19 protein-coding genes are annotated in these 21,521 nt (G+C 59.3%); 7 read left to right on the top strand and 12 right to left on the bottom strand.

Going from position 1 to position 21,521, the window contains the following annotated elements; genetic code table 11:
- The first annotated feature begins 164 nt into the window (after positions 1–164).
- The gene (locus tag HNR64_RS14510; RefSeq protein ID WP_204997153.1) at positions 165–1,229 is read left to right on the top strand and encodes an NAD(P)H-dependent amine dehydrogenase family protein; all 1,065 of its coding nucleotides are present in this window, start codon (positions 165–167) and stop codon (positions 1,227–1,229) included.
- 110 nt (positions 1,230–1,339) lie between these two features.
- On the opposite strand, the gene HNR64_RS14505 is transcribed toward HNR64_RS14510, so the two are convergent.
- Positions 1,340–2,464: an Rv3169 family protein gene (locus tag HNR64_RS14505; protein WP_204997152.1), complete on the bottom strand. Its 1,125-nt coding sequence runs from the start codon at positions 2,462–2,464 to the stop codon at positions 1,340–1,342.
- A 12-nt stretch (positions 2,465–2,476) separates the two neighbouring features.
- Positions 2,477–3,562 carry a phosphotransferase family protein gene (locus tag HNR64_RS14500; RefSeq protein ID WP_204997151.1) on the bottom strand — a complete coding sequence of 362 codons (1,086 nt, stop codon included), beginning with the start codon at positions 3,560–3,562 and terminating at the stop codon, positions 2,477–2,479.
- 94 nt (positions 3,563–3,656) lie between these two features.
- Here HNR64_RS14500 and HNR64_RS14495 point away from each other — a divergent pair, with 94 nt between their 5' ends.
- Complete coding sequence (locus HNR64_RS14495) at positions 3,657–4,268, top strand: TetR/AcrR family transcriptional regulator (protein ID WP_204997150.1); 612 nt, start codon at positions 3,657–3,659, stop codon at positions 4,266–4,268.
- Positions 4,269–4,553: 285 nt separating this feature from the next.
- Here the strand turns inward: HNR64_RS14495 and HNR64_RS14490 are convergent, their stop codons facing one another.
- From HNR64_RS14490 to HNR64_RS14480, 3 genes are read right to left on the bottom strand one after another with little or no spacing between them, the layout of a single operon-like run.
- Positions 4,554–5,639 carry a prenyltransferase/squalene oxidase repeat-containing protein gene (locus HNR64_RS14490; RefSeq protein WP_204997149.1) on the bottom strand — a complete coding sequence of 362 codons (1,086 nt, stop codon included), beginning with the start codon at positions 5,637–5,639 and terminating at the stop codon, positions 4,554–4,556.
- A complete protein-coding gene (locus HNR64_RS14485) occupies positions 5,636–6,349 on the bottom strand; it encodes a class I SAM-dependent methyltransferase (protein WP_204997148.1) in 714 nt (237 codons plus the stop codon). Before HNR64_RS14485 ends, HNR64_RS14490 begins: the two co-directional genes overlap by 4 nt.
- Positions 6,336–7,658: a glycosyltransferase family 4 protein gene (locus HNR64_RS14480; RefSeq protein ID WP_204997147.1), complete on the bottom strand. Its 1,323-nt coding sequence runs from the start codon at positions 7,656–7,658 to the stop codon at positions 6,336–6,338. The genes HNR64_RS14485 and HNR64_RS14480 overlap by 14 nt, the downstream gene beginning before the upstream one ends.
- Positions 7,659–7,918: 260 nt before the next feature.
- Between HNR64_RS14480 and HNR64_RS14475 the strand changes: the two genes are divergently transcribed.
- Entirely contained in the window at positions 7,919–8,293 is a 375-nt protein-coding gene (locus HNR64_RS14475; protein ID WP_204997146.1) for a hypothetical protein, read from the top strand.
- Positions 8,294–8,343: 50 nt separating this feature from the next.
- Here HNR64_RS14475 and HNR64_RS14470 read toward each other — a convergent pair whose 3' ends face one another.
- The 3 genes from HNR64_RS14470 to tfpB are packed head-to-tail and all read right to left on the bottom strand — an operon-like array spanning position 8,344 to position 14,036.
- Positions 8,344–9,270, bottom strand: a complete 927-nt coding sequence (locus HNR64_RS14470; RefSeq protein WP_204997145.1) for a branched-chain amino acid transaminase — start codon at positions 9,268–9,270, stop codon at positions 8,344–8,346.
- 33 nt (positions 9,271–9,303) lie between these two features.
- Complete coding sequence (glnE, locus tag HNR64_RS14465) at positions 9,304–12,207, bottom strand: bifunctional [glutamate--ammonia ligase]-adenylyl-L-tyrosine phosphorylase/[glutamate--ammonia-ligase] adenylyltransferase (RefSeq protein WP_204997144.1); 2,904 nt, start codon at positions 12,205–12,207, stop codon at positions 9,304–9,306.
- Between the two features lie 44 nt (positions 12,208–12,251).
- Positions 12,252–14,036: a type IV pilus assembly ATPase TfpB gene (gene tfpB / locus HNR64_RS14460; RefSeq protein ID WP_204997143.1), complete on the bottom strand. Its 1,785-nt coding sequence runs from the start codon at positions 14,034–14,036 to the stop codon at positions 12,252–12,254.
- A 148-nt stretch (positions 14,037–14,184) separates the two neighbouring features.
- Here tfpB and HNR64_RS14455 point away from each other — a divergent pair, with 148 nt between their 5' ends.
- The 3 genes from HNR64_RS14455 (at position 14,185) to argE (ending at position 17,486) form a co-directional block, all read left to right on the top strand.
- Positions 14,185–14,862, top strand: a complete 678-nt coding sequence (locus HNR64_RS14455) for a TIGR00153 family protein (RefSeq protein ID WP_204997142.1) — start codon at positions 14,185–14,187, stop codon at positions 14,860–14,862.
- Positions 14,863–14,894: 32 nt separating this feature from the next.
- Positions 14,895–16,160: an inorganic phosphate transporter gene (locus HNR64_RS14450; protein ID WP_204997141.1), complete on the top strand. Its 1,266-nt coding sequence runs from the start codon at positions 14,895–14,897 to the stop codon at positions 16,158–16,160.
- Between the two features lie 138 nt (positions 16,161–16,298).
- On the top strand, positions 16,299–17,486 hold the full coding sequence (gene argE, locus HNR64_RS14445; protein ID WP_204997140.1) for an acetylornithine deacetylase: 1,188 nt from the start codon (positions 16,299–16,301) through the stop codon (positions 17,484–17,486).
- Here the strand turns inward: argE and ybaK are convergent.
- The 4 genes from ybaK to HNR64_RS14425 all read right to left on the bottom strand — a co-directional run bounded on the left by ybaK (position 17,451) and on the right by HNR64_RS14425 (position 20,652).
- Complete coding sequence (ybaK, locus tag HNR64_RS14440) at positions 17,451–17,915, bottom strand: Cys-tRNA(Pro) deacylase (protein ID WP_204997139.1); 465 nt, start codon at positions 17,913–17,915, stop codon at positions 17,451–17,453. The two genes, argE and ybaK, sit on opposite strands and share 36 nt — an antisense overlap.
- Positions 17,916–17,974: 59 nt before the next feature.
- Positions 17,975–19,375 carry a PepSY domain-containing protein gene (locus HNR64_RS14435; protein ID WP_204997138.1) on the bottom strand — a complete coding sequence of 467 codons (1,401 nt, stop codon included), beginning with the start codon at positions 19,373–19,375 and terminating at the stop codon, positions 17,975–17,977.
- Between the two features lie 13 nt (positions 19,376–19,388).
- Positions 19,389–19,787 carry a TonB-dependent receptor plug domain-containing protein gene (locus HNR64_RS14430; protein ID WP_204997137.1) on the bottom strand — a complete coding sequence of 133 codons (399 nt, stop codon included), beginning with the start codon at positions 19,785–19,787 and terminating at the stop codon, positions 19,389–19,391.
- A gap of 94 nt (positions 19,788–19,881) precedes the next feature.
- A complete protein-coding gene (locus HNR64_RS14425; RefSeq protein WP_239547883.1) occupies positions 19,882–20,652 on the bottom strand; it encodes a TerC family protein in 771 nt (256 codons plus the stop codon).
- A gap of 108 nt (positions 20,653–20,760) precedes the next feature.
- Between HNR64_RS14425 and HNR64_RS14420 the strand changes: the two genes are divergently transcribed.
- The gene (locus tag HNR64_RS14420) at positions 20,761–21,504 is read left to right on the top strand and encodes a pteridine reductase (RefSeq protein WP_204997136.1); all 744 of its coding nucleotides are present in this window, start codon (positions 20,761–20,763) and stop codon (positions 21,502–21,504) included.
- The last annotated feature ends 17 nt before the right edge of the window (positions 21,505–21,521 follow it).

Below are 21,521 nucleotides of genomic sequence, written 5' to 3'. Positions count from 1 at the left end.
ATTCTGCCCTGCTTGCCCTCGCGACAGCCAGCGGCGGTTTTCTATGTCATACCAGCGCAGCCTTCGCCACACCGCCGCCCTTGCTAGCATGACGGCTGGCTATCCAAGCACAGCGCTGGCGCGTATACCCGTCAGCCATTAACAATAAAGAGTGGGGAAATACTATGTCGTTAAAAGTGGTTACCTGGGGAACCGGCAACGTTGGCAAATACGCCATTCGCGCGGTACTGAATCACCCCGAACTGGAACTGATTGGCCACATTGTCAGCAGTGATGCCAAGGCCGGTGTCGATGCCGCCACCCTGGCCGAGCTCGACACGCCCTGTGGCGTTGCGGCCTCCACCGACATTGACGCGGTACTCGACCTCAACCCGGACTGCGTCGTGTACACCGCCCACTCAGAGACCCGCATGATGGAAGCGGCCAAAGACCAGGCGCGCTGCCTGCGCCGGGGCATCAATGTGGTGGCCTCGTCGCTGTTTATGCTGCAATACCCCGACAACCCCGACGTGGCCTTTATTGCCGAGCCGATCAAAGAAGCCTGCGAGATCGGCGAAGCCACCTGCTTTAACAATGGTATTGATCCCGGTTTTGCCAACGACACCATGCCGCTGGTGTTCACCGGCCTAAGCGAGCACTGGTCGAGCATACGCATGCAGGAGATCATCAACTACGCCACCTACGAACAGGAAGACACCATTCGCGAGGTGATGGGCTTTGGTTATCCGGTCGATCACGACTGCGTGCTGTTTGCACCCGGCATGCTGTCGCTGGGCTGGGGCGGCTCGGTGCGTTCGGTGGCGGCGGCCCTGGGCCTGGAGGTAGAGCGCGTGTACGAAGTGCACGAGCGCCTGCCCCTTGAGCAGGACACCGAAAATGCCATGGGCGTCTTCAAGAAGGGCACCACCGGCGCCATGCGCTTTGAAGTGCGCGCCGTGGTCGATGGCCGCGACGCCATCGTACTGGAACACATCACCCGCATCACCGACGACATCGCCCCCGACTGGCCCAAGGGCAAGGGTTACAAAGTGATTATTGAAGGTGAACCCAAAATGACCATCAGCATGGACATGGAAGACAAGCACGGCGACCACGCGGTGGGCGGTGTGATTCAAACCGCTACCGCCATCGTCAATGCCATTCCCGCTGTGGTGGAACAAGAGCCCGGAATGGTCGCCGCTTACGACCTGCCAAAAATCAACGGCAAGGGTTTGTACAAACCTGCCTAAGCAACGAAAAAAGGCGCGCTACCTCCATACCTCCAGGCAGCGCGCCTCTCGTTTACTCATCCTACCGTTATTACATCAACTTGATTTAAGCCCAGCGGATTCCGGCCGCTTTATTCCGCGCCATCAAACCAGTCTTTAAAACCCAGTTCGGCGTGGGGGCCAATATGTAGCTGCTCCAATACGCCATAGCCCACTTCATCGCCACAACGTGCAACCACCGTTTGCTGAATATGAATATTCTCCAGGTTCAGCGGCGGCGCCTCGTCACAGTTCCAGCTCTCGCCCGCGATAACGAGTTCGCCATGCCATTTGCCGTGCCCCCACTCGGGGTGCATATAGCCCAGCCCCTTCATGCGGTGCAGCAATACCGGCTGCACAGTAATTTCGATCTGCTCGCCGTTTTTATGGTTCATCAGGAAGGTGCCCGACTCGGCCTGACGGGTACCGGGCTTAAATTTCAATTGGTGGCCAACGCAGCCCTGCCACAGCGTCATGGCCGGGTCATTTACCGGAATGCTCTCGCCCTCTGCATGAATGGGAGCGATGGCTTGGTCGGTGTGCCACTGGTAGCCGCTATCGTCTTCAAACCAACCGGCCAGCGTGCAACGGTTTTCCCAGTGAATGGGCAGCCACATAAAGTGCACCGCCTGGAAACTGTCCAGCGGTGCGCCGCCTTCATACGGCGCGCCCACCGGACGAATCCCCCAGGAACGATCCTTCAGGCCGAAGGTGGTCTCGCTGTTTACCGCAATCTTGCGACCTTCAACGGAAATGCTGCCCTGCCAGTGGCCAAACTGGTCGATGCGGGTGGCGTCCATCACCACATGCCGGGCGTTGCGCAGGGTTTGCCGCCCCTCAGGAATCACCCCGGTTTTAGGGGTGAACACCAGGTCGCATTCGATATTGGTGTCGTTGGGTTCAATCACCAAACGGTGGCGACCCATCGGCTCTAAAATGCTGAGTTTGAAGGGGCCAACATCCAAATCCATCGGCTCGTCAGAGGCGCGACGGGAGCCGTGAAAGGCGTACTGGCGGCCGTCCACCACCACGCTCAAACTGCAGTCTACAATGCCCAAATTGGGATACCGGCAAAGGCCGATGCCAAAATAAAATGCGCTGTCTTTGGCGTGGCCGTTATACCAGAAGCGGTCATAGGTGAAGCGGTCACTGGTGGCGGTTTGCGCGACCGGCTCAGCGGTTTGGTGAATGGGGTAATCGTCGAGTTTACTGATCATGGTTACGCGTCCTCAGGCCGATTTTTCCGAGAGAATTTTTTCCAGATACTTCACTTCAAAGCAGCTGCTGAAATGGCTGTTAATGCTGTCTTCGTTGCCCATGCCTATCGACATACGCCCCAGCAACAACGCGAAACGCAAGCCGGCAAACACCAGGTAATAGTGAAGTTGGTCGGTATTAAACCCGCTGAGCTGCGCCCAGGCCTCGGCTGACTCCTGACGGCTGGGGAAGCCCTCCAGCGGTGGAAAATCCAGCCCGTGGCTGAACAACTCATCCATGTAAATCCACCACGCCACATCTTGCAGGGGGTCTCCCAGCGCGACCATTTCCCAGTCCAGCAAGGCGGCAACGTCAGTTTTATCCGGGCTGAAAATCACATTCGCCATTCGGGAATCACCCCAGCACAGGGCGACCGCCTGCTCTTTGGGCTGATGATCACGCAACCACTGTAAGGTGCTTGCGGCAACATCGTGGGGAAGCCGCTCGCCATTGCGCTGGTAGCCCCACTGGTAATAATTTTCCCAGTACGTCAGCTGTTCATCGAGGCTGCGGGGAATGGCGCAGGCATTGAGGGCAGACCGGATAGCCGGGCTACTGATGTCGAGCGTGTTCACCTGCGCCAAGCGCTTCAGGCCCGCCAACCAGAGCTGACGGCGAGTTTCCGGCGCCTCCTCGGTTAACCAGCCATCCATATGATAGGGCGGCATATCCGGCGGAATCACCCCGTCGGTCTTTTTCATAATGTAGAATGGCTGCCCCAGCACCTCGCCGGTAAGCTCCTTGGCAACGATCTCGGGCACCGGAATATCGCTATTGGCCGCCAGCATCTCCATTACCCGGCACTGAATACCCAGGTCATATTCGGGGAAGGCCAGGTACTCGCCACGCGGCTCAATGCGCGCCACATAAGCCGCCTCGGCGCCGCCGTGCTGAGCATCGAAGACCATAGTGATATTCGACATGCCCGTACCCTCGGGCACACTGAGCGACGGGATACTCACCGTGTCGCCAAGCTGGGCAGACAGCCAACTTTCCAGTTTGCTGCGGGTTTCTTCCGGGTTATCCAATACCGGTGTGGGGCGCTGATCGTTACTCATACGAGGCCTCATTGTTATGTTATTGAACGCCAATGACACGATGCTAACACGAATTAGTTAACGGTGTTACTATATTTAAAAAGAAGGATAAACCATGACCCGTAACACGCGCCGCGTTGGCCGCCCCAGCAGCACCAGCAAAGAGCAGATTCTCGCTGTGGCGCTGCAACTTGCCCAACAGCAAGACCTCGCGGCACTCAGCCTGCGGCAACTGGCAAAAGAGCTGGGCATTAGTCCCACCTCCCTATACCGCTACTTTGAAAACAAACAACAACTGCTCACCGCCATCGGCGAGAGCGTACTCAGCGTGGATGTCAGTGCATTGCCTGCGGGGTTAAGCCACGCCCAACGCCTGGAAAAACTCCTCGACCAACTGCGCCAACAAGTACTCGCCTTCCCCGGCCTGCTACCCCAGTTCAACAACAGCCTGCCCGCTGAAGCCATGGTCGCCACCATTGCCACACTGGCAGAGCCCATCAAAGCCATGCAGATAGAGGACAGTCTCGCCGTGCGCCACGCCCAGTCACTGCTGTGGATGACCCTCGGCTTTGCCCTGTTCGAAAGCTCGTCCAGTCAGGCCAGTATTAGTGGCCAATTTCTCGACCTGCCCGCGCAACTGCAAAGCACCTCTCAGCACCTGGAGCTGGAGAATCACGAGCGGCTATGGCGGGAATTGGTAGAGAGGAATATTCGCGGGATTTGCTGATGGTGAGCGTTTCGGCCCTGCTGGGCGCCCGGCTTATTTTCTTTCGAAGTGTGCGCGCATCATGGCTATGTAGGAGCGGGCCTGACCGCGACCAAAATGGAGTACGCGTACCCAAAGCACTCCTACAAGCGCTAGGTCGGTCGCGGTCAGGCCCGCTCCTACACGACAGGCAACATGTCCGCCCTGCCGAGCACGGCGGGATCTGCGCAGGAATAAGCCTTTCGGGCCATCAGGAAGGTGCCACGTAACCCAATCGCGGTCAGAGGTGGAATTTCGCGAACGCTATTAGCGCCCGCTGGTGTAGCGCTCGGCTTCTTCCGCCAGCTCTGCTTCAACTTCCAGCAGACGCACTTCTTTAAACAGGTGATGGGCCGGGGTGTGCTCGGTGAGCGCATCGGCGGCAAGCAGGATGGCGGCGGCGGTCCAGGTGGGGCGCTCATCGGGCCACAGCAGGTCTTCGACCATTTGGTAGCCTGTCCAGTATTCGCCGTTGCCGTCACGCCATTGGTGCAGCCAACTGTAAACGTTAACGGCGCGCGCGTGATCGCCGGCGGCGAGCAGGGCCATGGTCAGCTCGCAGGATTCCGCAACGGTGACCCAGGGCTCGTCGGACACGCAACGGCAACCGAGGCCGTCTTCAACGAATTCGCCCCAGCGTTTTTGCAGGTGGGCGCTGCCTTTGGCTGGCGGCACAACACCGGTGAGTACGGGGTAGAACCAGTCCATGGAGTAGCGGGCTTTGCTTTCCCAGGTACGGTCAAAGCGCTCGGGCTTGTTGCGCATGGCATCGCCGAGGGCGGCGCGGGCGGCGCGCCATTCGTCGCGGGGCTCGCCGAGTACAACCGAGATATTCCAGGCACATTCCAGGCTTTTGTAGATGGAGGCGCAGCCGGTGACCAGCGCGTCTTCCATCGACTGGCCATCGGCATCGACCGCCCAGTTAATGTCGCCGTGGGGGCTTTGCTGGCCCACCACAAAATTGATGGCGCGCTGCACGCAGGGCCACATGGCTTGCAGGAACTCGCGGCGCTGGCTAATGAGGTAGTGGTGCCAAACGCCAGTGGCAATATAGGCAACGAAGTTGGTTTCGCGGCGTTCGCGGTTATCCACTTCGCCATTGCGATAGGCGGCCCACCAGCTGCCGTCGGCAAGTTGGCTGTCGCGCAGCCAGAAGTAGGCGCGCTCGGCGGCGTCGTATTCGCCGCCAATACTCAGCCCCATTGCGGACTCGACGTGGTCCCAGGGGTCGGCGTGACCGCCCTCAAACCAGGGGATGCTGCCGTCGGCCTGTTGCTCGCGCTTCAGAAACTCAATGGTGGCGCGGAAGAAGTCTTCCGGGTACAACCCCTTGCTGAGAAACAGTCCGCTCATGCTGCCTGTCCTTTTTCAAAATACATGACCACTGATTTGCCCATTACCGGGTTGAGGCCACGCTCGACGGTGCGGGTGATCCACGGCCGATCCATCAGATCCCAGACCAGCAGTTTGTGGTAGCTCTTTACCAGCGGGTTGTTGTCCTGCTCCCAGAAGGCGCATTTCAGCCACCAATAGGGGGAATGCAAGGCGTGTGCCCAGTGCCGACGGTAGAAGCGGAAACCCAGGCCCTGGATCTGCTTGCGCAGCTCGCTGGCTTTAAAAATACGCAGGTGACCGCCTTCCACTTGGTGGTAGGCATCGCTCAGTGCCCAGCAGATTTTTTCTGGCCAGGCGCGCGGCACGCTGGCGCAAAACAGGCCGCCAGGTTTAAGGATGCGCTCGATCTCTTTGAGCACGGCCTGATAGTCGGGGATGTGCTCCAACACTTCTGAGCAGATGATTTTGTCGAAGCTGTTGTCGGCAAAGGGCAGGTTCATGGCATCGGCATTGGCGAGACCAAAGGCGCGCTTGTCGTCGCTGCCATCAACAAAATCAGCGGCGCGCTGCTGGGCGGTTTGCAGGTCTTTCAGGCACAGGTCGACGCCTACCGCCGTGACTTCACCTTCCACATAAGCAGAGATAACGTGGCGGCCTTCGCCGCAACCCAGATCCAGCAGGCGGTCGCCGGGCTGGAGTGCAAAGTGTTTAAAATCAACCGTTTTCACTGCGTAATACCTGTTCGTAATAGTCCAGCATCTGCTGGGCGGCGCGGCTCCAGCAGAACAATTCTTCCATGCGCTCGCGGCCAGCCACTTCCAGAGCGCGCCGTTGCTCGGCGTTGCTCAGCAGCGCATCGATGCCATCGGCCAGAGCCTGGGCGTCGCGCACCGGCACTTGCAGGGCCGCGTCGCCGGTGACTTCTGGCAGCGCACCGCCAGTAGTGGACACCAGCGCTGTACCGCAAGCCATGGCTTCGCCAGCGGGCAGGCCAAAGCCTTCGTAAACCGAGGGCACGACGGCGACTTCGGCTTCATTGTAATAGCGCACCAATTGCTCGGTGCTGATGCCCGAGGCGGTGGCAATGTGATTGTGCAGGCCAAGCTTTTCGATCAGCGCTTCGGCCTCGCCACCCTCGCGAATTTTGCCCACCATTAACAGCTGCAGGTCGGGGTAGCGCGGCAGCAGTTTTGCCACAGCTTCAAACAGGTAGCTCATGCCCTTCAATGGCGCATCGGCCGATACGGTTGCCATTAAGCGGCGCGGTATTTTTTTCACGCTGGGCAGCGGGCGGAATTCGTCGGTGTCGATACCACAGTGCACCAGCTGGATCGCAGCGGGCTGCATGCCAAAGGCGGCGGCGATGTCTTCGCGGGAGCGCTCAGAAACGGTGACCACGTGGTGCAACTGCGGCGCAACCTGGCGCTGCATTTGGATGAAACTGTGCCAGCGGCGTATCAGCACGCGGTCAACCAGGGAGTTGGCAGCCTTCAGGGCAATATCCAGGTCGCTGGTAATGGGGTGGTGAATGGTCGTGACCAGCGGAAAACCGAGCTTTTGCAGTTTGAGCATGCCAAAGCTGAGGCTTTGGTTGTCGTGAATAATGTCGTAGTGGCGACCGTGGCGCTTGAGGTACTTCACCACGCGGCGGCCAAAGCAGTAGGGCTCGGCAAAACCGCCGGTCAGCTTGCTGCTCCACTCGATGATATTGGTGAGCGAGCTAAGGTGATGGGGGCGCAGCGAACCGAGGCCGGTTTCAAAGAGATTCATGCCCGGCATTTTGATCAGCTTCACCCGCGGGTCGAGATGGGGATAGGGCTGCCCCGAGATCACATCTACCTCGTGACCGGCATCCACCAGAGCCTTGCTGAGGTACTTGAGGTAAATACCCTGACCGCCACCAAAGGGCGCACTGCGATAACCGAGCAGACAGATATGAAGACGACGCTGCGGACGCGCCTCTTCAATGGGAATAACTTGGGCCGACCCGGTCGCCGCGGTGGCGGACTGGGCAAGCGCGGTTGGGTCTGATGACATAGCCGTTATCGCTGTTTGTTAGGATTGTTTCTGACGTGCCCGGCCTCTTATCGCCGCGACCGCTATTCACACTGGCGGCTCGCGTGCGGGCCTTGGGCCGCCGCAGCTATTGCGGGGCATGACGCCTCGTAAGTGAACGGATTCTAACCATCGCTTGTGGATAAATCCACCGACGGCCCGTCTCGCGGCCCACTAGAGGGATTACCAGTTTGTCATGTTACACTGCCAGGCCCCGCAAAAATGCCAGGAAAACCATAAAGATGCGTGCCATTTACAGCGCTTTTATCGCCTGCGCCCTGACCGCCGCTTGCAGCAGCCAGCCCAACCCGCCGCAGGACAGGGGATTATTCACGCCGCTGAATCGCGGTGGCGACCTGAAGCTGTTTGAATACCAGCTGCGAATCGCCCTCCCGCCGGTGAAACCGATTCGCCACACGGTGGACCCGAATCGCCCACAAAAACGCCCACCCAGTGACGACGAGCTGCTGAAACAGGCGCAGCGCATGCTGCGCAACGACAGCCGCTTGCAGGCCTATTGCCCCTACGGCTACATCACGCTGGAACAATACGCGGTGCTCAATGCATTGAAGATTCGCGGGGAATGCCGCTATCAGGCACCGCAGGGGGAAAGCTAATAAGGGGAGAAGCAATGCGTGAGCCGACCGGGCAGCTCACGCACAGGGGCTTAAGCGACGGGGCTTAACCACTCAGGGAATTGCTCGCGACGACCTTTGACCTGGTCAAAGTAGCGGCTTTGCAGCTCGGTGGTGATCGGGCCGCGTACACCACTGCCGATTTGACGGCCATCCAGCTCGCGAATAGGCAGAACTTCCGCTGCGGTACCGGTGAAGAAGGCTTCGTCGGCAACATACACTTCATCGCGTGTGATGCGCTTTTCTTCCACTTCCAGACCCAGCTCTTTGCAGAAGGCAAAGATGGTGTTGCGGGTGATGCCGTCCAGGCAGCTGGTCAGCTCGGGCGTGTAGAGTTTGCCATCGCGAACGATGAAAATGTTCTCACCACTGCCTTCGGCCACGTAGCCTTCGTTGTCCAGCAACAAGGCCTCTTCACAACCGCTGTCCAACGCTTCGCGCAGCGCCAGCATCGAGTTGATGTAGTGGCCATTGGCCTTCGCCTTACACATGGAAATGTTGACGTGGTGGCGGGTGTAAGAGCTGCAACGCACCTTAATACCCTTGTCACGCGCTTCCGGGCTCATGTAGCTGGGCCAGTCCCAGGCAGCAACAATAACGTGAGTGCGCAGGTTGTCAGCGCGCAGTCCCATGCCTTCCGAGCCGAGGAATACCATCGGGCGCAGATAGGCTTCGTCGAGATTGTTTTCGCGGACCACTTGGCGCTGCGCTTCGTTGATCACGTCTTTGTCGAAGGGCATGCTCATATTCATGATATGGGCTGAGCGGAACAGGCGGTCGGTGTGCTCGTTCAAGCGGAAGATGCAGGTTCCACGATCGCCAGCGTGATAGGCGCGCACGCCTTCAAATACGCCCATGCCATAGTGCAGCGTGTGGGTGAGTACGTGTACACGGGCATCGCGCCAGGGCACCATTTCACCGTCGAACCAGATTAGACCATCGCGATCGGCCATGGACATTGTCGTTTACTCCTGAAAATTACTGTTATGCGGTTATTGCTCGTCGAATATCTGTTGCCAGATTCGACGCACGGCGCCGCGTTCCTCTGCGAGGGCCTCACCACTGAGTTGTCCCTTTTGTTCCTGCAAGCTGGCCCGGTGCGACTGGCTGCGAAACGCGATATAGGCCTCGATCAAGGCCCGGGCATCAGCCTCGGGAATCAAACCTTCTTGTTGAAGGGACTCCAGGATCCGAATATTGTCGGTGTGGTAGTGCAGTGGCGGGTGCTGATGCGACCAAGCTAAAACGGCATATTGCACCATAAATTCTATATCAACGATACCTCCAAGGCCTTGTTTGATATCAAATTCGTGGTTTTTTTCACCGCCTGACGGCAACAAGTGCTGGCGCATCTTGTCGCGCATACTCAGTACGTCTTCGCGCAGCTTGGCAAGATCGCGCTCGCTGCCCAACACATCGGCGCGCAGCTCGGTAAATTTTTCGGCCAGTACCGGGTCACCGGCCACCACCCTCGCCCGCACCAGTGCCTGGTGCTCCCAGGTCCAGGCCTGACCGCGCTGGTAGTCGCGAAAGGCCGAGAAGGAGCTTACCAACAGCCCCGAGTTACCCGACGGCCGCAGGCGCATATCCACTTCGTAGAGCTGACCGAGACGGGTTTGCGCGGTAAGGATATGAATGATGCGCTGCCCCAGGCGGGTATAGAACATGGTGCCATCCAGCGGGCGCTCGCCATCGCTGACCACGCCGGCGGGCACGTCGTGCACGAATACCAAATCCAGGTCTGAGCCATAGCCCAGCTCGATACCGCCCATCTTGCCGTAGGCAAGAATCACAAAATGGCGGCGCGGGTCATCGCCACAGGGGGTGCCGTGCTTCTCCACCAGATTCTGCCAGGCGATATCCACGACAAATTCCATTACCGTTTCGGCGATAAACGTCAGGTAGTCGCTGACCTTCATCAGCGGCAGGCTGCCGGTAATTTCCGAGGCCGCCACCCTGAGAACATGGGCCAGGCGGAAGTAGCGCAGCGCTTCCATTTGCGCTTCCAGGTCGTCCTCGGGAATGCGCAGCAGGCGCTGGCGCAACTCGCTGCGCAGACCGTCTTTGTCGGGCACTGAGTACAGGCTGCTGGCGTCGAGCAATTCATCCAGCAACACCGGGTGCGCCGCCAACTGCCGCGACACCCAGGGGCTGGCATCGCACAACCTGACCAAGCGTCCCAGCGCGGCGGGGTTTTCCATTAACAACACCAGATACGCGGTGCGGCGCAGCACGGCCTCTATCAACGGGATCAACCGCAGGAAGGCGCGGCCGCTGTCTTCCGCCTCCTGAACCTGCTCCAGCAACAGCGGCAGGAAATCGTCCAGGCGCTCCCGCGCACTGCCCTGCATGCGCTGCACACCCGCGCCGGTTAACAGCGCCAGCAAGCGCCGGGCGACTTCGGCGGCATCGTTGTAGCCCGCCGCTTGCAGCTCTTCGGTCAATGAGTCGGCGTCGGGGTCGTTCAGCAACACTTCCCAGCGTTGAATCGCTGCGCGATCGGTGCTGCCCTCCTCCTCTGGCGCGGCAATAATATTGGCAAAGTGCTCATCGACACGCTGGCGGTGTTCGGCCAGTGCCGCCGTGAAGGCCTCCCAGCTGTCATAGCCCATGCTCAGCGCCAACGCCGCCTGAGGCGCTGGTGCATCGGGCAGCTGCTGAGTTTGCTCGTCGCGCCAGGCCTGTATCGCATGCTCGGCGTTGCGCAGGAAGACATTGGCCGCCTGCAGCTCGTCCACCACCGGGGCGGGCAACAGCTCCATGTCGCGCAACTCATCGAGAATAATCCGCAGTGGACGCTGCTGCAGGCTGATTTCCTGACCGCCGCGAATCAACTGGAAACACTGGGCGATAAATTCAATTTCGCGGATACCGCCCGCGCCGAGTTTGATGTTGTTATGCAGACTGCGACGCGCGACCTCGCGCTGGATCATCGCCTTCATATCGCGCAGCGACTCAATAGCGGAAAAGTCCAGATAGCGGCGGTAGGTAAACGGCCGCAGGCTGGCCATCAGGCGTTGATTTGCCGCTTCGTCACCGGCAATGCAGCGCGCCTTGATCAGCGCGTAGCGCTCCCAGTCCCGCCCCTGGTCTTGGTAGTACTCTTCCATGGCGTCGAAGCTGACCACCAGCGGCCCGCTCTGGCCATAGGGCCGCAGCCGCATATCCACGCGAAACACAAAGCCGTCGGCGGTGCGCGCATCCAAGGCCTTGATCAAACGCTGCCCAAGGCGAATAAAGAATTCCTGATTGTCGACGCTGCGCGGGCCACCCGCTGTGCTGCCCGCCTCGGGATAGCTGAAGATCAGGTCGATGTCTGACGAAAGGTTCAATTCGCCGGCGCCCAGCTTGCCCATGGCAATCACACTGAGCTGTTGTGAGCGGCCGTCGGCAGACTGCGGCTCACCCCATTCCCGGCACAGCTCGCGGTGCAAAAAAGCCAGCGCTTGCTGCACACATACATCGGCCAGAGCCGAGAGTTCGGCAGTGGTGGCGACCATATCGCAAAGGCGGTTCAGATCGCGCCACACCAATCTTAACCAGTGGCGGTAGCGAAACTGACGCAGGGTTTTGGCCAACTCGTCGGCATTGCTGCAGGCGTCGCACTCAGCCGCCAGTTGCTCAGTTAACTCACCGGCGGACAGCGGTGCATCCAATAAACCCTGCTGCTGCAGGTCGATCAGCGCCTGTGGAAAACGCTGGCAGTAGTCGAGAAAAATCGGGCTGGCAGCGATCGCCAGCAGCAGTTTGGGGCGCGCCTCCGACTGGGTAAATTCCTGATACCACTGGGCCTGCGGCTCGCTGCAGCGCTGAAGAAAACTCTGCCAACGGGCATCTAAACCCTCGGCAAGTAGCGCAGGTAACTCATCGGTTTGCACGTTTAATGCTGTGCTCATACATCATCCCCATCAGGCGGGTAGTTATGGATTCGGTGCGCACCCTAGTGCGACTGCACCGGCGGCGCCACGCGCATAATTTCTGCAATGGTGGTCTCGCCAGCGGCCACCTTTCTCGCACCACTGAGGCGCAGTGTTTTCATACCTTTTTTCATCGCCAACAGGCGCATCTGGTCCAGCGCCACATCGTCTTGAATCGCCGCCTGCAACTCGCCTTCGAGGGTGAGAATTTCATAAATGCCCTGACGGCCGTAGTAGCCGGTGTTGCGACACTCCAGGCAGCCAGTGGCGGCAAAGTAGCGCGCAGGCGGCGACAATTTCCAGGGCGCGGCCAAGGCGGCCCATTCACTGCCGGCAGGGTCGGCTTCACTGCTGTCGACGGCGGTTTTGCAGTGCGGGCACAGTGTGCGCACCAAACGCTGCGCCATCACCCCGAGCACGGTGGCGCGAATCAGGTAGGCGGGCACGCCCAGCTCCAGTAAACGGGTAACCGCAGAGGGTGCGTCGTTGGTGTGCAGGGTAGAGATCACCAAATGACCGGTAAGCGCCGCTTGAATGGCCATTTCGGCGGTTTCCAGGTCGCGGATCTCGCCGATCATAATAATGTCCGGGTCCTGGCGCAGCAGCGCGCGCACGCCCCCGGCAAAGTCCAGGCCGATATTGTGCTGCACCTGCATCTGATTAAAGGCCTCTTCGACCATCTCGATGGGGTCTTCAATGGTGCAAACATTCACCTCGGGGCTGGCGATCTTGCGCAAGCTGGAATAGAGCGTGGTGGTTTTACCCGAGCCGGTGGGGCCGGTGACCAACACTATGCCGTGGGGCGCGCCGATCATCGACTGCCAGCGCTGCAGGTCGTCGCCGCGCAGGCCGAGTTCGTCAAAGCTGCGCAGCAAGACCTCGGGGTCGAAGATACGCATAACCATCTTCTCGCCGAAAGCGGTCGGCAGGGTGGACAGCCGCAGCTCTATTTCCTGCCCGGCGGGGTTTTTGGTTTTCAGGCGGCCGTCCTGGGGGCGGCGTTTTTCTGCCACATCCATACGGCCGAGAATCTTGAGGCGACTGACCACCGCCGTGAGCACGGTTGCGGGCAACTGGTATACCGTGCACAACACGCCGTCGATGCGAAAGCGCACATTGCCCTGGTCGCGGCGGGGCTCGATATGAATATCACTGGCGCGCTGATCGTAGGCGTATTGCAGCAGCCAGTCGACAATATTCACCACGTGGCTATCGTTGGCATCCAGGTCTTTTTGTTTGCTGATTTCGAGCAGCTGCTCCAGGTTGGTCGTGCTGCTGCGCTCCCCGGTGCTGGCACCGCGCACCGAGCGCGCCAGGCTGTAGAACTCCACGGTATAGCGGTCGATGGCATCAGCGTCGGCAATCACCCGGCGAATAGGGCGATTCAATACCTGCTGCAAATCACTCACCCAGCCATCAACGAAGGGTTCGGCGCAGGCGATCACCACCTCGGCCGGCGTGGACGCCACCGCCAGAATGCGATGGCGCTGAGCAAAGGCAAAGGACATAACCTCGGTGACCGAGGGCACATCAATTTTTAAAGGATCAATGCGCTGAAAGCCCAGCCCGCAGCGATCGCTCAGCCACTGCAATAGAGTGTCTATACTAAGGGTCGCCCCGCTGCGCCGCGCATCGGCAAGTTGCTGGCTGGCTAGGTAATTGAGCGGGTGCTGGAGGCGCTCGCCTTTGCGCGGTGGATTAACACCGGCGCGCTTGGCAGAGCTTGGCTCCAGCAGGCCGTCGTCAACCAGCTGCCGGAGTAGCACTGCGGTATCGAGGGGGCCCTGTGTTTTAAGCGAGTTGGGCATTGAAGCTCCGAATTGTCATATTTTGTATTTATAGTACGGCAAGCCGCTCAGCCAGCGAGAGGCGACCGTGCAAAAAACTGGAGGGGGCGACACTGCGTCCGTATAATCGCCGCCACTCAACTACTCATGTGCGTAAAGGAGCCTTAACGTGCCCTTAAATAAGCTAAACAACCTGTTTGGTAAGTCACCCTTTGAACCCATACAGGAGCATATTAAGAAAGCCGAGGCCTGTGCGATAGCCTTGCAGCCATTTATTAATGCGGTTATCGACAAAGACTGGCAAGGCGCCGAAACCGCTCAGCAGCAAATTGTTAAGCTGGAGCACGAGGCAGACCTGATCAAGAAGCAAATCCGCCTCAACCTCCCCAGCAATCTTTTCCTCCCCGTTCCCCGCTCCGACCTTCTCGAATTAATCAGCATGCAAGACCGCATTGCCAACTGCGCCAAAGATATCGCAGGCCTGATGCTCGGTCGCCGCATGGAGATTCCGGCATCACTTGTCGACGATATGCGCAGCTACGTCGACCTAGCCATTGCCACATCGTCGCAGGCCAAGAAGGCCATCGAAGAGCTGGATGAACTGCTGGAAACCGGTTTTCGCGGCCACGAGGTAAAACTGGTTGAGAAAATGATCGAGGAGCTCGACCGACTGGAATACGAGGCCGACCAACTGCAAGTCAAAATTCGCGCCAGCCTCTACGGCATTGAGCGCGAATTGCCGCCGGTGGACGTGATATTCCTCTATAAGATCATTGAGCTGATCGGCGAACTGTCGGACAAATCACAAAAGGTAGGCTCGCGCCTGCAAATCATTATTGCCCGCTAAGCAAGGGTTACCAACGTTTTAAAGGAAGACTCATGTCTATCATTGCTGAACACGGGCAACTGCTACTGATTCTCGCCTGCCTCTTTGGATTTTTCATGGCCTGGGGCGTTGGTGCCAACGACGTGGCCAACGCGATGGGTACCTCGGTTGGCGCCAAGGCGCTGACCATTAAACAGGCGATTCTTATCGCCATGCTGTTTGAATTCTGCGGTGCCTACCTGGCCGGTGGCGAAGTCACCCAGACTATTCGCAAGGGCATACTCGACCCCGCCTATGTCGCCGACAGTCCCGAATTACTCGTCTACGGCATGTTATCGGCGCTACTTGCCGCTGGCACCTGGCTGCTGGTTGCCAGCTTGATGGGCTGGCCGGTTTCCACCACCCACTCCATTGTTGGCGCACTGGTCGGTTTTGCCGCCGTGGGTATTGATGTCGACGCCGTCGCCTGGGGCAAAGTCGGACAAATTGTCGCCAGCTGGGTGGTATCTCCGGTGCTCGCGGGGACAATTTCCTTCGGGCTGTTTATCAGCGCGCAAAGCCTGATCTTGCGCGCCGAAAAGCCGTTTGAAGCTGCGAAACGCTACATCCCTTATTACCTGTTCTTGGTCGGCTTCATGATCTCCATGGTCACCATGGTGAAAGGCCTCAAGCATATTGGTTTGGGCCTGACCTTTGGCCAAAGCCTGATGTACGCCGCGGTAGCGGGCCTGATCATTACCTTTATCGGCAACCTGTTCCTGCGCCGCATTAAGGACGAGCCCGACCCGACTGGCCATTCGCGCTTTGCCAGCGTCGAGCGCGTCTTTGCGGTACTCATGGTATTCACTGCCTGCGCCATGGCCTTTGCCCACGGCTCCAACGATGTGGCCAACGCCATCGGGCCGGTCGCAGCGGTGGTTAGCGTTATTCAGTCCGGCGGCGAAATCGCCGCAAAAGCAGCCCTGCCCTGGTGGGTATTGCTGCTGGGTGCTGGCGGTATTGTGTTCGGTCTGGCGACCTACGGCTTCAAGGTTATCGCCACCGTCGGTACCAAGATCACCGAGCTGACCCCGAGCCGCGGCTTTGCGGCCGAGCTGGGTGCAGCCTCAACCGTTGTGCTGGCATCGGCCACCGGCCTGCCCATCTCAACCACTCACACACTGGTGGGTGCCGTGTTGGGCGTAGGCTTGGCACGCGGTATTGCGGCGCTGAATCTGCGTGTGATCCGCAATATCTTCATGTCGTGGATCGTGACCCTGCCCGCGGGTGCCGGCCTGGCCATTATTTTCTTCTTCATTTTCAAAGCCACGCTGGGTTAAGCCAGCGCTTCGCCGCCACTGCCGAGGCCATAGCGCTGGGCAGTGGTGGCTGGACCGATTCCCCCCCTCACACCCTATTCGCTGCCCATTTTCCTGCCTACAATGGTGGCTTTACTGCCGTTGAGTGCAAACCACACCATGAAACACCCGCCATTGGTAAATATGCTTCGCGAGCTGATCGCGCTGCCGTCGATCAGCGCCACAAGCGAGAAGTGGGATATGGGCAATCAAGCTGTGATCGAGCAGCTGGCCAACTGGTTGCGCCCCCTCGGTTTCGAGGTGCGCGTTATGCCGCTGGCCACACCGGGCAAAGCTAATCTGATTGCCAGCTACGGCAGCGGCAGTGGCGGTTTAGTGCTGGCCGGGCACAGTGACACTGTGCCCTATGACGATGCGCGCTGGCAGTCCGACCCGTTTGCACTGAGCGATCGCGACAACCGTTTTTACGGTTTGGGCACCGCCGACATGAAGGGCTTCTTTGCCCTGGTGATTGAGGCCGTGAGTAGCTTGCTGAGCCACGACTTCAAAGCGCCGCTGATTATTCTGGCAACCGCCGATGAAGAAAGCAGCATGGACGGTGCCCGCGCGCTGGTGCAGAGTGATATCTCGGGCGCGCGCTACGCGGTAGTGGGCGAGCCTACCGGGCTAAAACCGATACGCGCGCACAAAGGCATATTAATGGAAGGCATTACCATTACCGGGCGCAGCGGCCATAGCTCGAACCCGCTATTGGGCAACAATGCGCTAGAGGCCATGCACGAAGTGATTGGCGAACTGCTGAACCTGCGCGGCGAGTTGCAAGAGAAATACCACCACCCCGGCTTTGCGGTACCCACACCCACCATGAACCTGGGCTGCATTCACGGCGGCGACAACCCCAACCGTATTTGCGGGCAATGCGAGCTGCATTTTGATATTCGCGCAATTCCTGGCATGGATACCGACGAGGTTCGCCAACGCATTCAGCAACACCTCAGCCCCATTGCAGAGCGCCGCAAAATCAATATTGGTTTGCGCTCACTGATCGGCGGGGTAGATGCCTTTGAACAGCCTGCGGACTCGGAGCTGGTGAAGGTTGCGGAACAACTCACGGGGCAGAGCGCCGATGTGGTCAACTTCGCGACAGAAGCGCCATTCTTCCAGCAGCTGGGTTTGCAAACCATCGTCATGGGGCCCGGCTCTATCGACCAGGCCCACCAGCCCGATGAATTTATTGCTCACGACCAGATACAGCCCACTGTGGCGTTAATTCAGAATTTGGTAACGCGCTTTTGCCTTGCGCCGCCGGCCTCAACAGAGGGGCGCGTAACACCCTCGGCAGAGTGACAGCAGGTCGTCGGCGGCCAACTCGATTTCTAACCCCCGACGCCCGGCACTGATGTATATGGACGGTAAATCTGCGGCAGACTCGTCGACAAAACTGCGCAGCGCTTTTTTCTGTCCCAGCGGGCTTACCCCACCGAGCACGTAACCGGAACTGCGCTCCACCGCTTTTGCCTCCGCCATCGCCGCCTTTTTGGCCCCGGCTGCCTTTGCCAGCTTTTTCATATTCAACATGGCGGCAACAGGCACCACGGCGACCACCAATTCGCCGGTGGCGAGCGCGGCCACCAGCGTTTTAAACACCCGCTCGGGCGGTAAACCCAGCTTGTCCGCCGCTTCTAGGCCATACGATGCGGCACTGGGGTCGTGTTGATATTCGTGAACGCAGTGGCGAATACCCGCCTTGCGTGCGAGTTCAATAGCCGGAGTCACGGGAAGGCCTCCCAAACAAAAGCGTGAGTATAGCGCCGCATTCGGGCGGCCGGGTAGCATCAGCCCGGCTTGCCCTGGCGCAGTCGCCGACAGTACAGGAAGACACCGAGCGCAAAACTGGCGGCAATGCCCAAAGCGAAAAGCGCCGCCACCGCATCGCGTGCATCGCGCCCCAAGCCGTCGAGAAAATGCCATTTATGTAGCCACGCAAAGCTCCAGCCTTTGGCGCGGTCGCTATCGCGAACATGGGCGGCCAACACGCCACTGCGAGGCTCAACATAGTAGCGATCGCCATTTTGCAGATTCTCGAAAGCCACCACCGGCAGGCGCTTATTGATGAAGCCATACTCGCCTTCAAAGCGGGTAATCCACACTGCTTCGCCCAATTCGGCATTGCCGGAATAATAGCCGGCAAGCTCTCGGGCGTGCTGCGCTTCACCACCGGCAAGCTCCTGACTGCTGGCAGCATGCACATAGCTGAGTTCACCGGACTGCCATACGCGAAAATAGGGCTGGCCCTGCACCGCAACCAATTCGGCCTGGCGGATGCCATCGCCCAGCAGGCCCCAGTTCAGCGACAATGCACTGGGTGAAAAGGCGGCGCTCGGCGTTGCCTGGCGCGGCGCCGGGTTGTGTTTTTGCAGCAGGTGCCATGCGCCACTGACGCTGAAGGTCACCGTTGTTAAAGCCACCACAATGCCCAGGCGACGGTGCCAGGTTCGCACCGCGCTGCCCTTGCGCCAACCGCGGCCGGACCGCGCCTGCATAACATATTGGCCAGCGCCCATTACACCGACGACAATGCCGCCGAACAAAAACACCAACATCGCCCCGTGTCGCAGCTGCTCATTGGGGATAAACACCCAGTTGTGCAGATTGCGAAACAGCGCCGACCCCGCCGCCTTATTGGCATCGACCATCGCGGCCAGACGCCCGCTGGCAGTGTCGACATACACCCGCAGTGCGTCATCGCGCGCAAAGGCAACGCGCTGCACCGGCAGCAAGCGATTGATAAACAGGTAGTCTTCACTGAACTGCCGCTGCTCCGTCAGCTGCGCCACCGGGCTGGCCTGGTCGCCGCTAAAGTGCCGTGCCAGCTGCGTTGCATAGGCCTGTTCGGCTTGCGGCAGCAGCGCCGCGCTGCGGGCGTCGAGCCACAAAACCTGCCCCGCAAGGGCGACGCGATACTGCGCGCCCTGACCCCAGTCAACCAGTCGCAGCGCCGTAACGGGCGCGGCAATACCGGCGCGCTGCAAGGCCTCAGCCGGGCTCAGTAGTTCACTACCCGACATTGCATTCAGGGGGTAGCGATGTTGATCGGCGACCGGCTGCAGGCGAGAAATAATGGGGTGGGCGAGACCACTCAGCCCCCAGGCAATAATACCGGCGGAGACCAGCGCCCCCAGCCGCATGTGCCAGCGCAGCAGCAGGCCGACCAGCGCAGTGCGTGTCATCGCCATTACCAGTCCACCTTCACACCGAGTATCGCTGTGCGGTGTTCACCTCATACAGGGCATTGTGATTGAAGAAGCCCGCGCTGCGAGTGGGCACGCCGTTCTCCAAATAGAGGTAAACCGGGCCGTACGACACAGGCTGACGGATCGCCGCCGCAGCGCCCTCGCCACTGGAGCCCAGCTGAACAATATTGACACCCGGAATGCGATTTAATAGCTCGGCCGAGTGGCCGGGGTTTACCGCTTCCAACTCGTCTTGACCAAGTACACCAACGCTGGCGGCGACATCCTGTAGCTGACGCGCCTCGCGAGTGGCGGTAACCAATACGGTTTCGAGCTTGCTGTGCTCCGCCGCCGCCCATTGACTAGATAGCGCCGCCAGCAGTGCCAGCAGGCTGGCAGGTAAACGAGATGACATAGTTCGCCCCAAGTGCGTAAAAAGGCGAACATTCTAGTTATCTACAGGGTTTGCCGAAATGCGACCAATTGTCGCAGACCCGCCCCGCCGGCAGCTATTCGCTCAGGCGCTTGCTCAAGGCGATCTGACTGCGTTTGCGCACGCGAATATTGAGTATTTCCACCGCAAAGGAAAACGCCATCGCAAAATAGATATAGCCTTTGGGAACGTGGACATCGAGGCCCTCGGCCATCAGCGTCAGGCCAATCATCAGCAAAAATGACAGGGCGAGCATTTTGATAGTGGGGTGACTGTCGACAAAATTGCCGATGGGTTTTGCCGCAAACAGCATTACCGCCACCGACACCACAATGGCGATCACCATCACGGAAATATGGTCGACGAGGCCCACGGCGGTGATCACCGAGTCCAGCGAGAACACCATATCCAGCATCGCGATCTGCACCATCACCGACGCAAAACTGGCCGACACTGGCGCCGTGCTGGTTTCGTCGCTAATCTCCAGACTCGCATGAATCTCGTGGGTGGACTTCGCCAGCAGAAATAAGCCGCCGACCACCAGAATGATATCGCGCCCCGATATCTCTTGCCCGAACGCCACAAACAAGGGCTCAATCAGGCCCATAATCCAAACCAAACTAAACAACAGCCCCAAGCGCGCCAACATTGCCAGAGCCAAGCCCAGGCGACGCGCTTTCTCACGCTGCGCCGCCGGCAGTCGACCCACCAGGATCGAGATAAAAATAATATTGTCGATACCCAGCACGATCTCCAGTGCAACGAGTGATGCCAGGGCAACCCAAGCCTCGGGACTCGCGATCCACTCAACCATGATCAATACTCGCAATGGGAAAACGCTGAGCATAGCGCGACATCCGCACGGCGCAAATACACAGCGGAGATTCCGCAACAAAATCCTTATAAAGCGCGCCATGACTTGCGATAATTCCGCGCCAACCCCGCCGGAGAGCTTATGAACCCGCCCCCCGTCGCACTGATTACCGGTGCCAGTCAGCGCATAGGCGCAACCATTTGTCGCAAACTGCACACGCAGGGCTACCGCGTGATTATTCACTGCCGCCGCGAAAGCGCCGCTGGCACGGCCCTGCTCGAAGAACTCAATCAGCAGCGAAGCGACGCGGCCGTTATGCTGTACGCCGATCTGGAAAAGATCGCCGACGTGGAGCGCCTGGCCAGCGACGCCCTCGCGCAATGGCAGCGGCTGGATGCCTTAGTCAACAATGCTTCGGGGTTTTACCCGACGGCGCTGGGCGAGGTAAGCGAGGCCGATTGGGACAGCCTGCTGGGTAGCAATGTCAAAGGCGCATTCTTTCTCAGCCAGGCGTTGGTTCCGGCGCTGCGCAAGCACCGCGGCGCCATTGTGAATATTGTCGATATCTACGGCGACAAACCCCTGCAGGGCCACCCGGTCTACAGTATTGCCAAGGCTGGCTTGGCAATGATGACGCGATCACTGGCGGTGGAGCTGGCACCGGACGTACGCGTGAATGGCATTGCCCCCGGCGCAATATTGCCGCCTGTAGCCAGCGATGCCTTTGGTGAGATCGAACAGCGAAATGTGAGTGAGCGCGTGCCATTGCAACGCTGGGGGAGCGCCGCAGATATTGCCGGCACAGTCTGGTTTTTGCTCCAAAGCGATAGCTATATCAACGGCCAGATTATTGCCGTTGATGGCGGGCGCAGCATCTCGATATGACAGGCTGCGCCGATGCT

This window comes from Spongiibacter marinus, from assembly GCF_016906995.1.
Lineage (GTDB): Bacteria > Pseudomonadota > Gammaproteobacteria > Pseudomonadales > Spongiibacteraceae > Spongiibacter > Spongiibacter marinus.
Note: the sequence above shows the minus strand (reverse complement) of the source record. Positions and strands in the feature narration are given on the sequence as shown.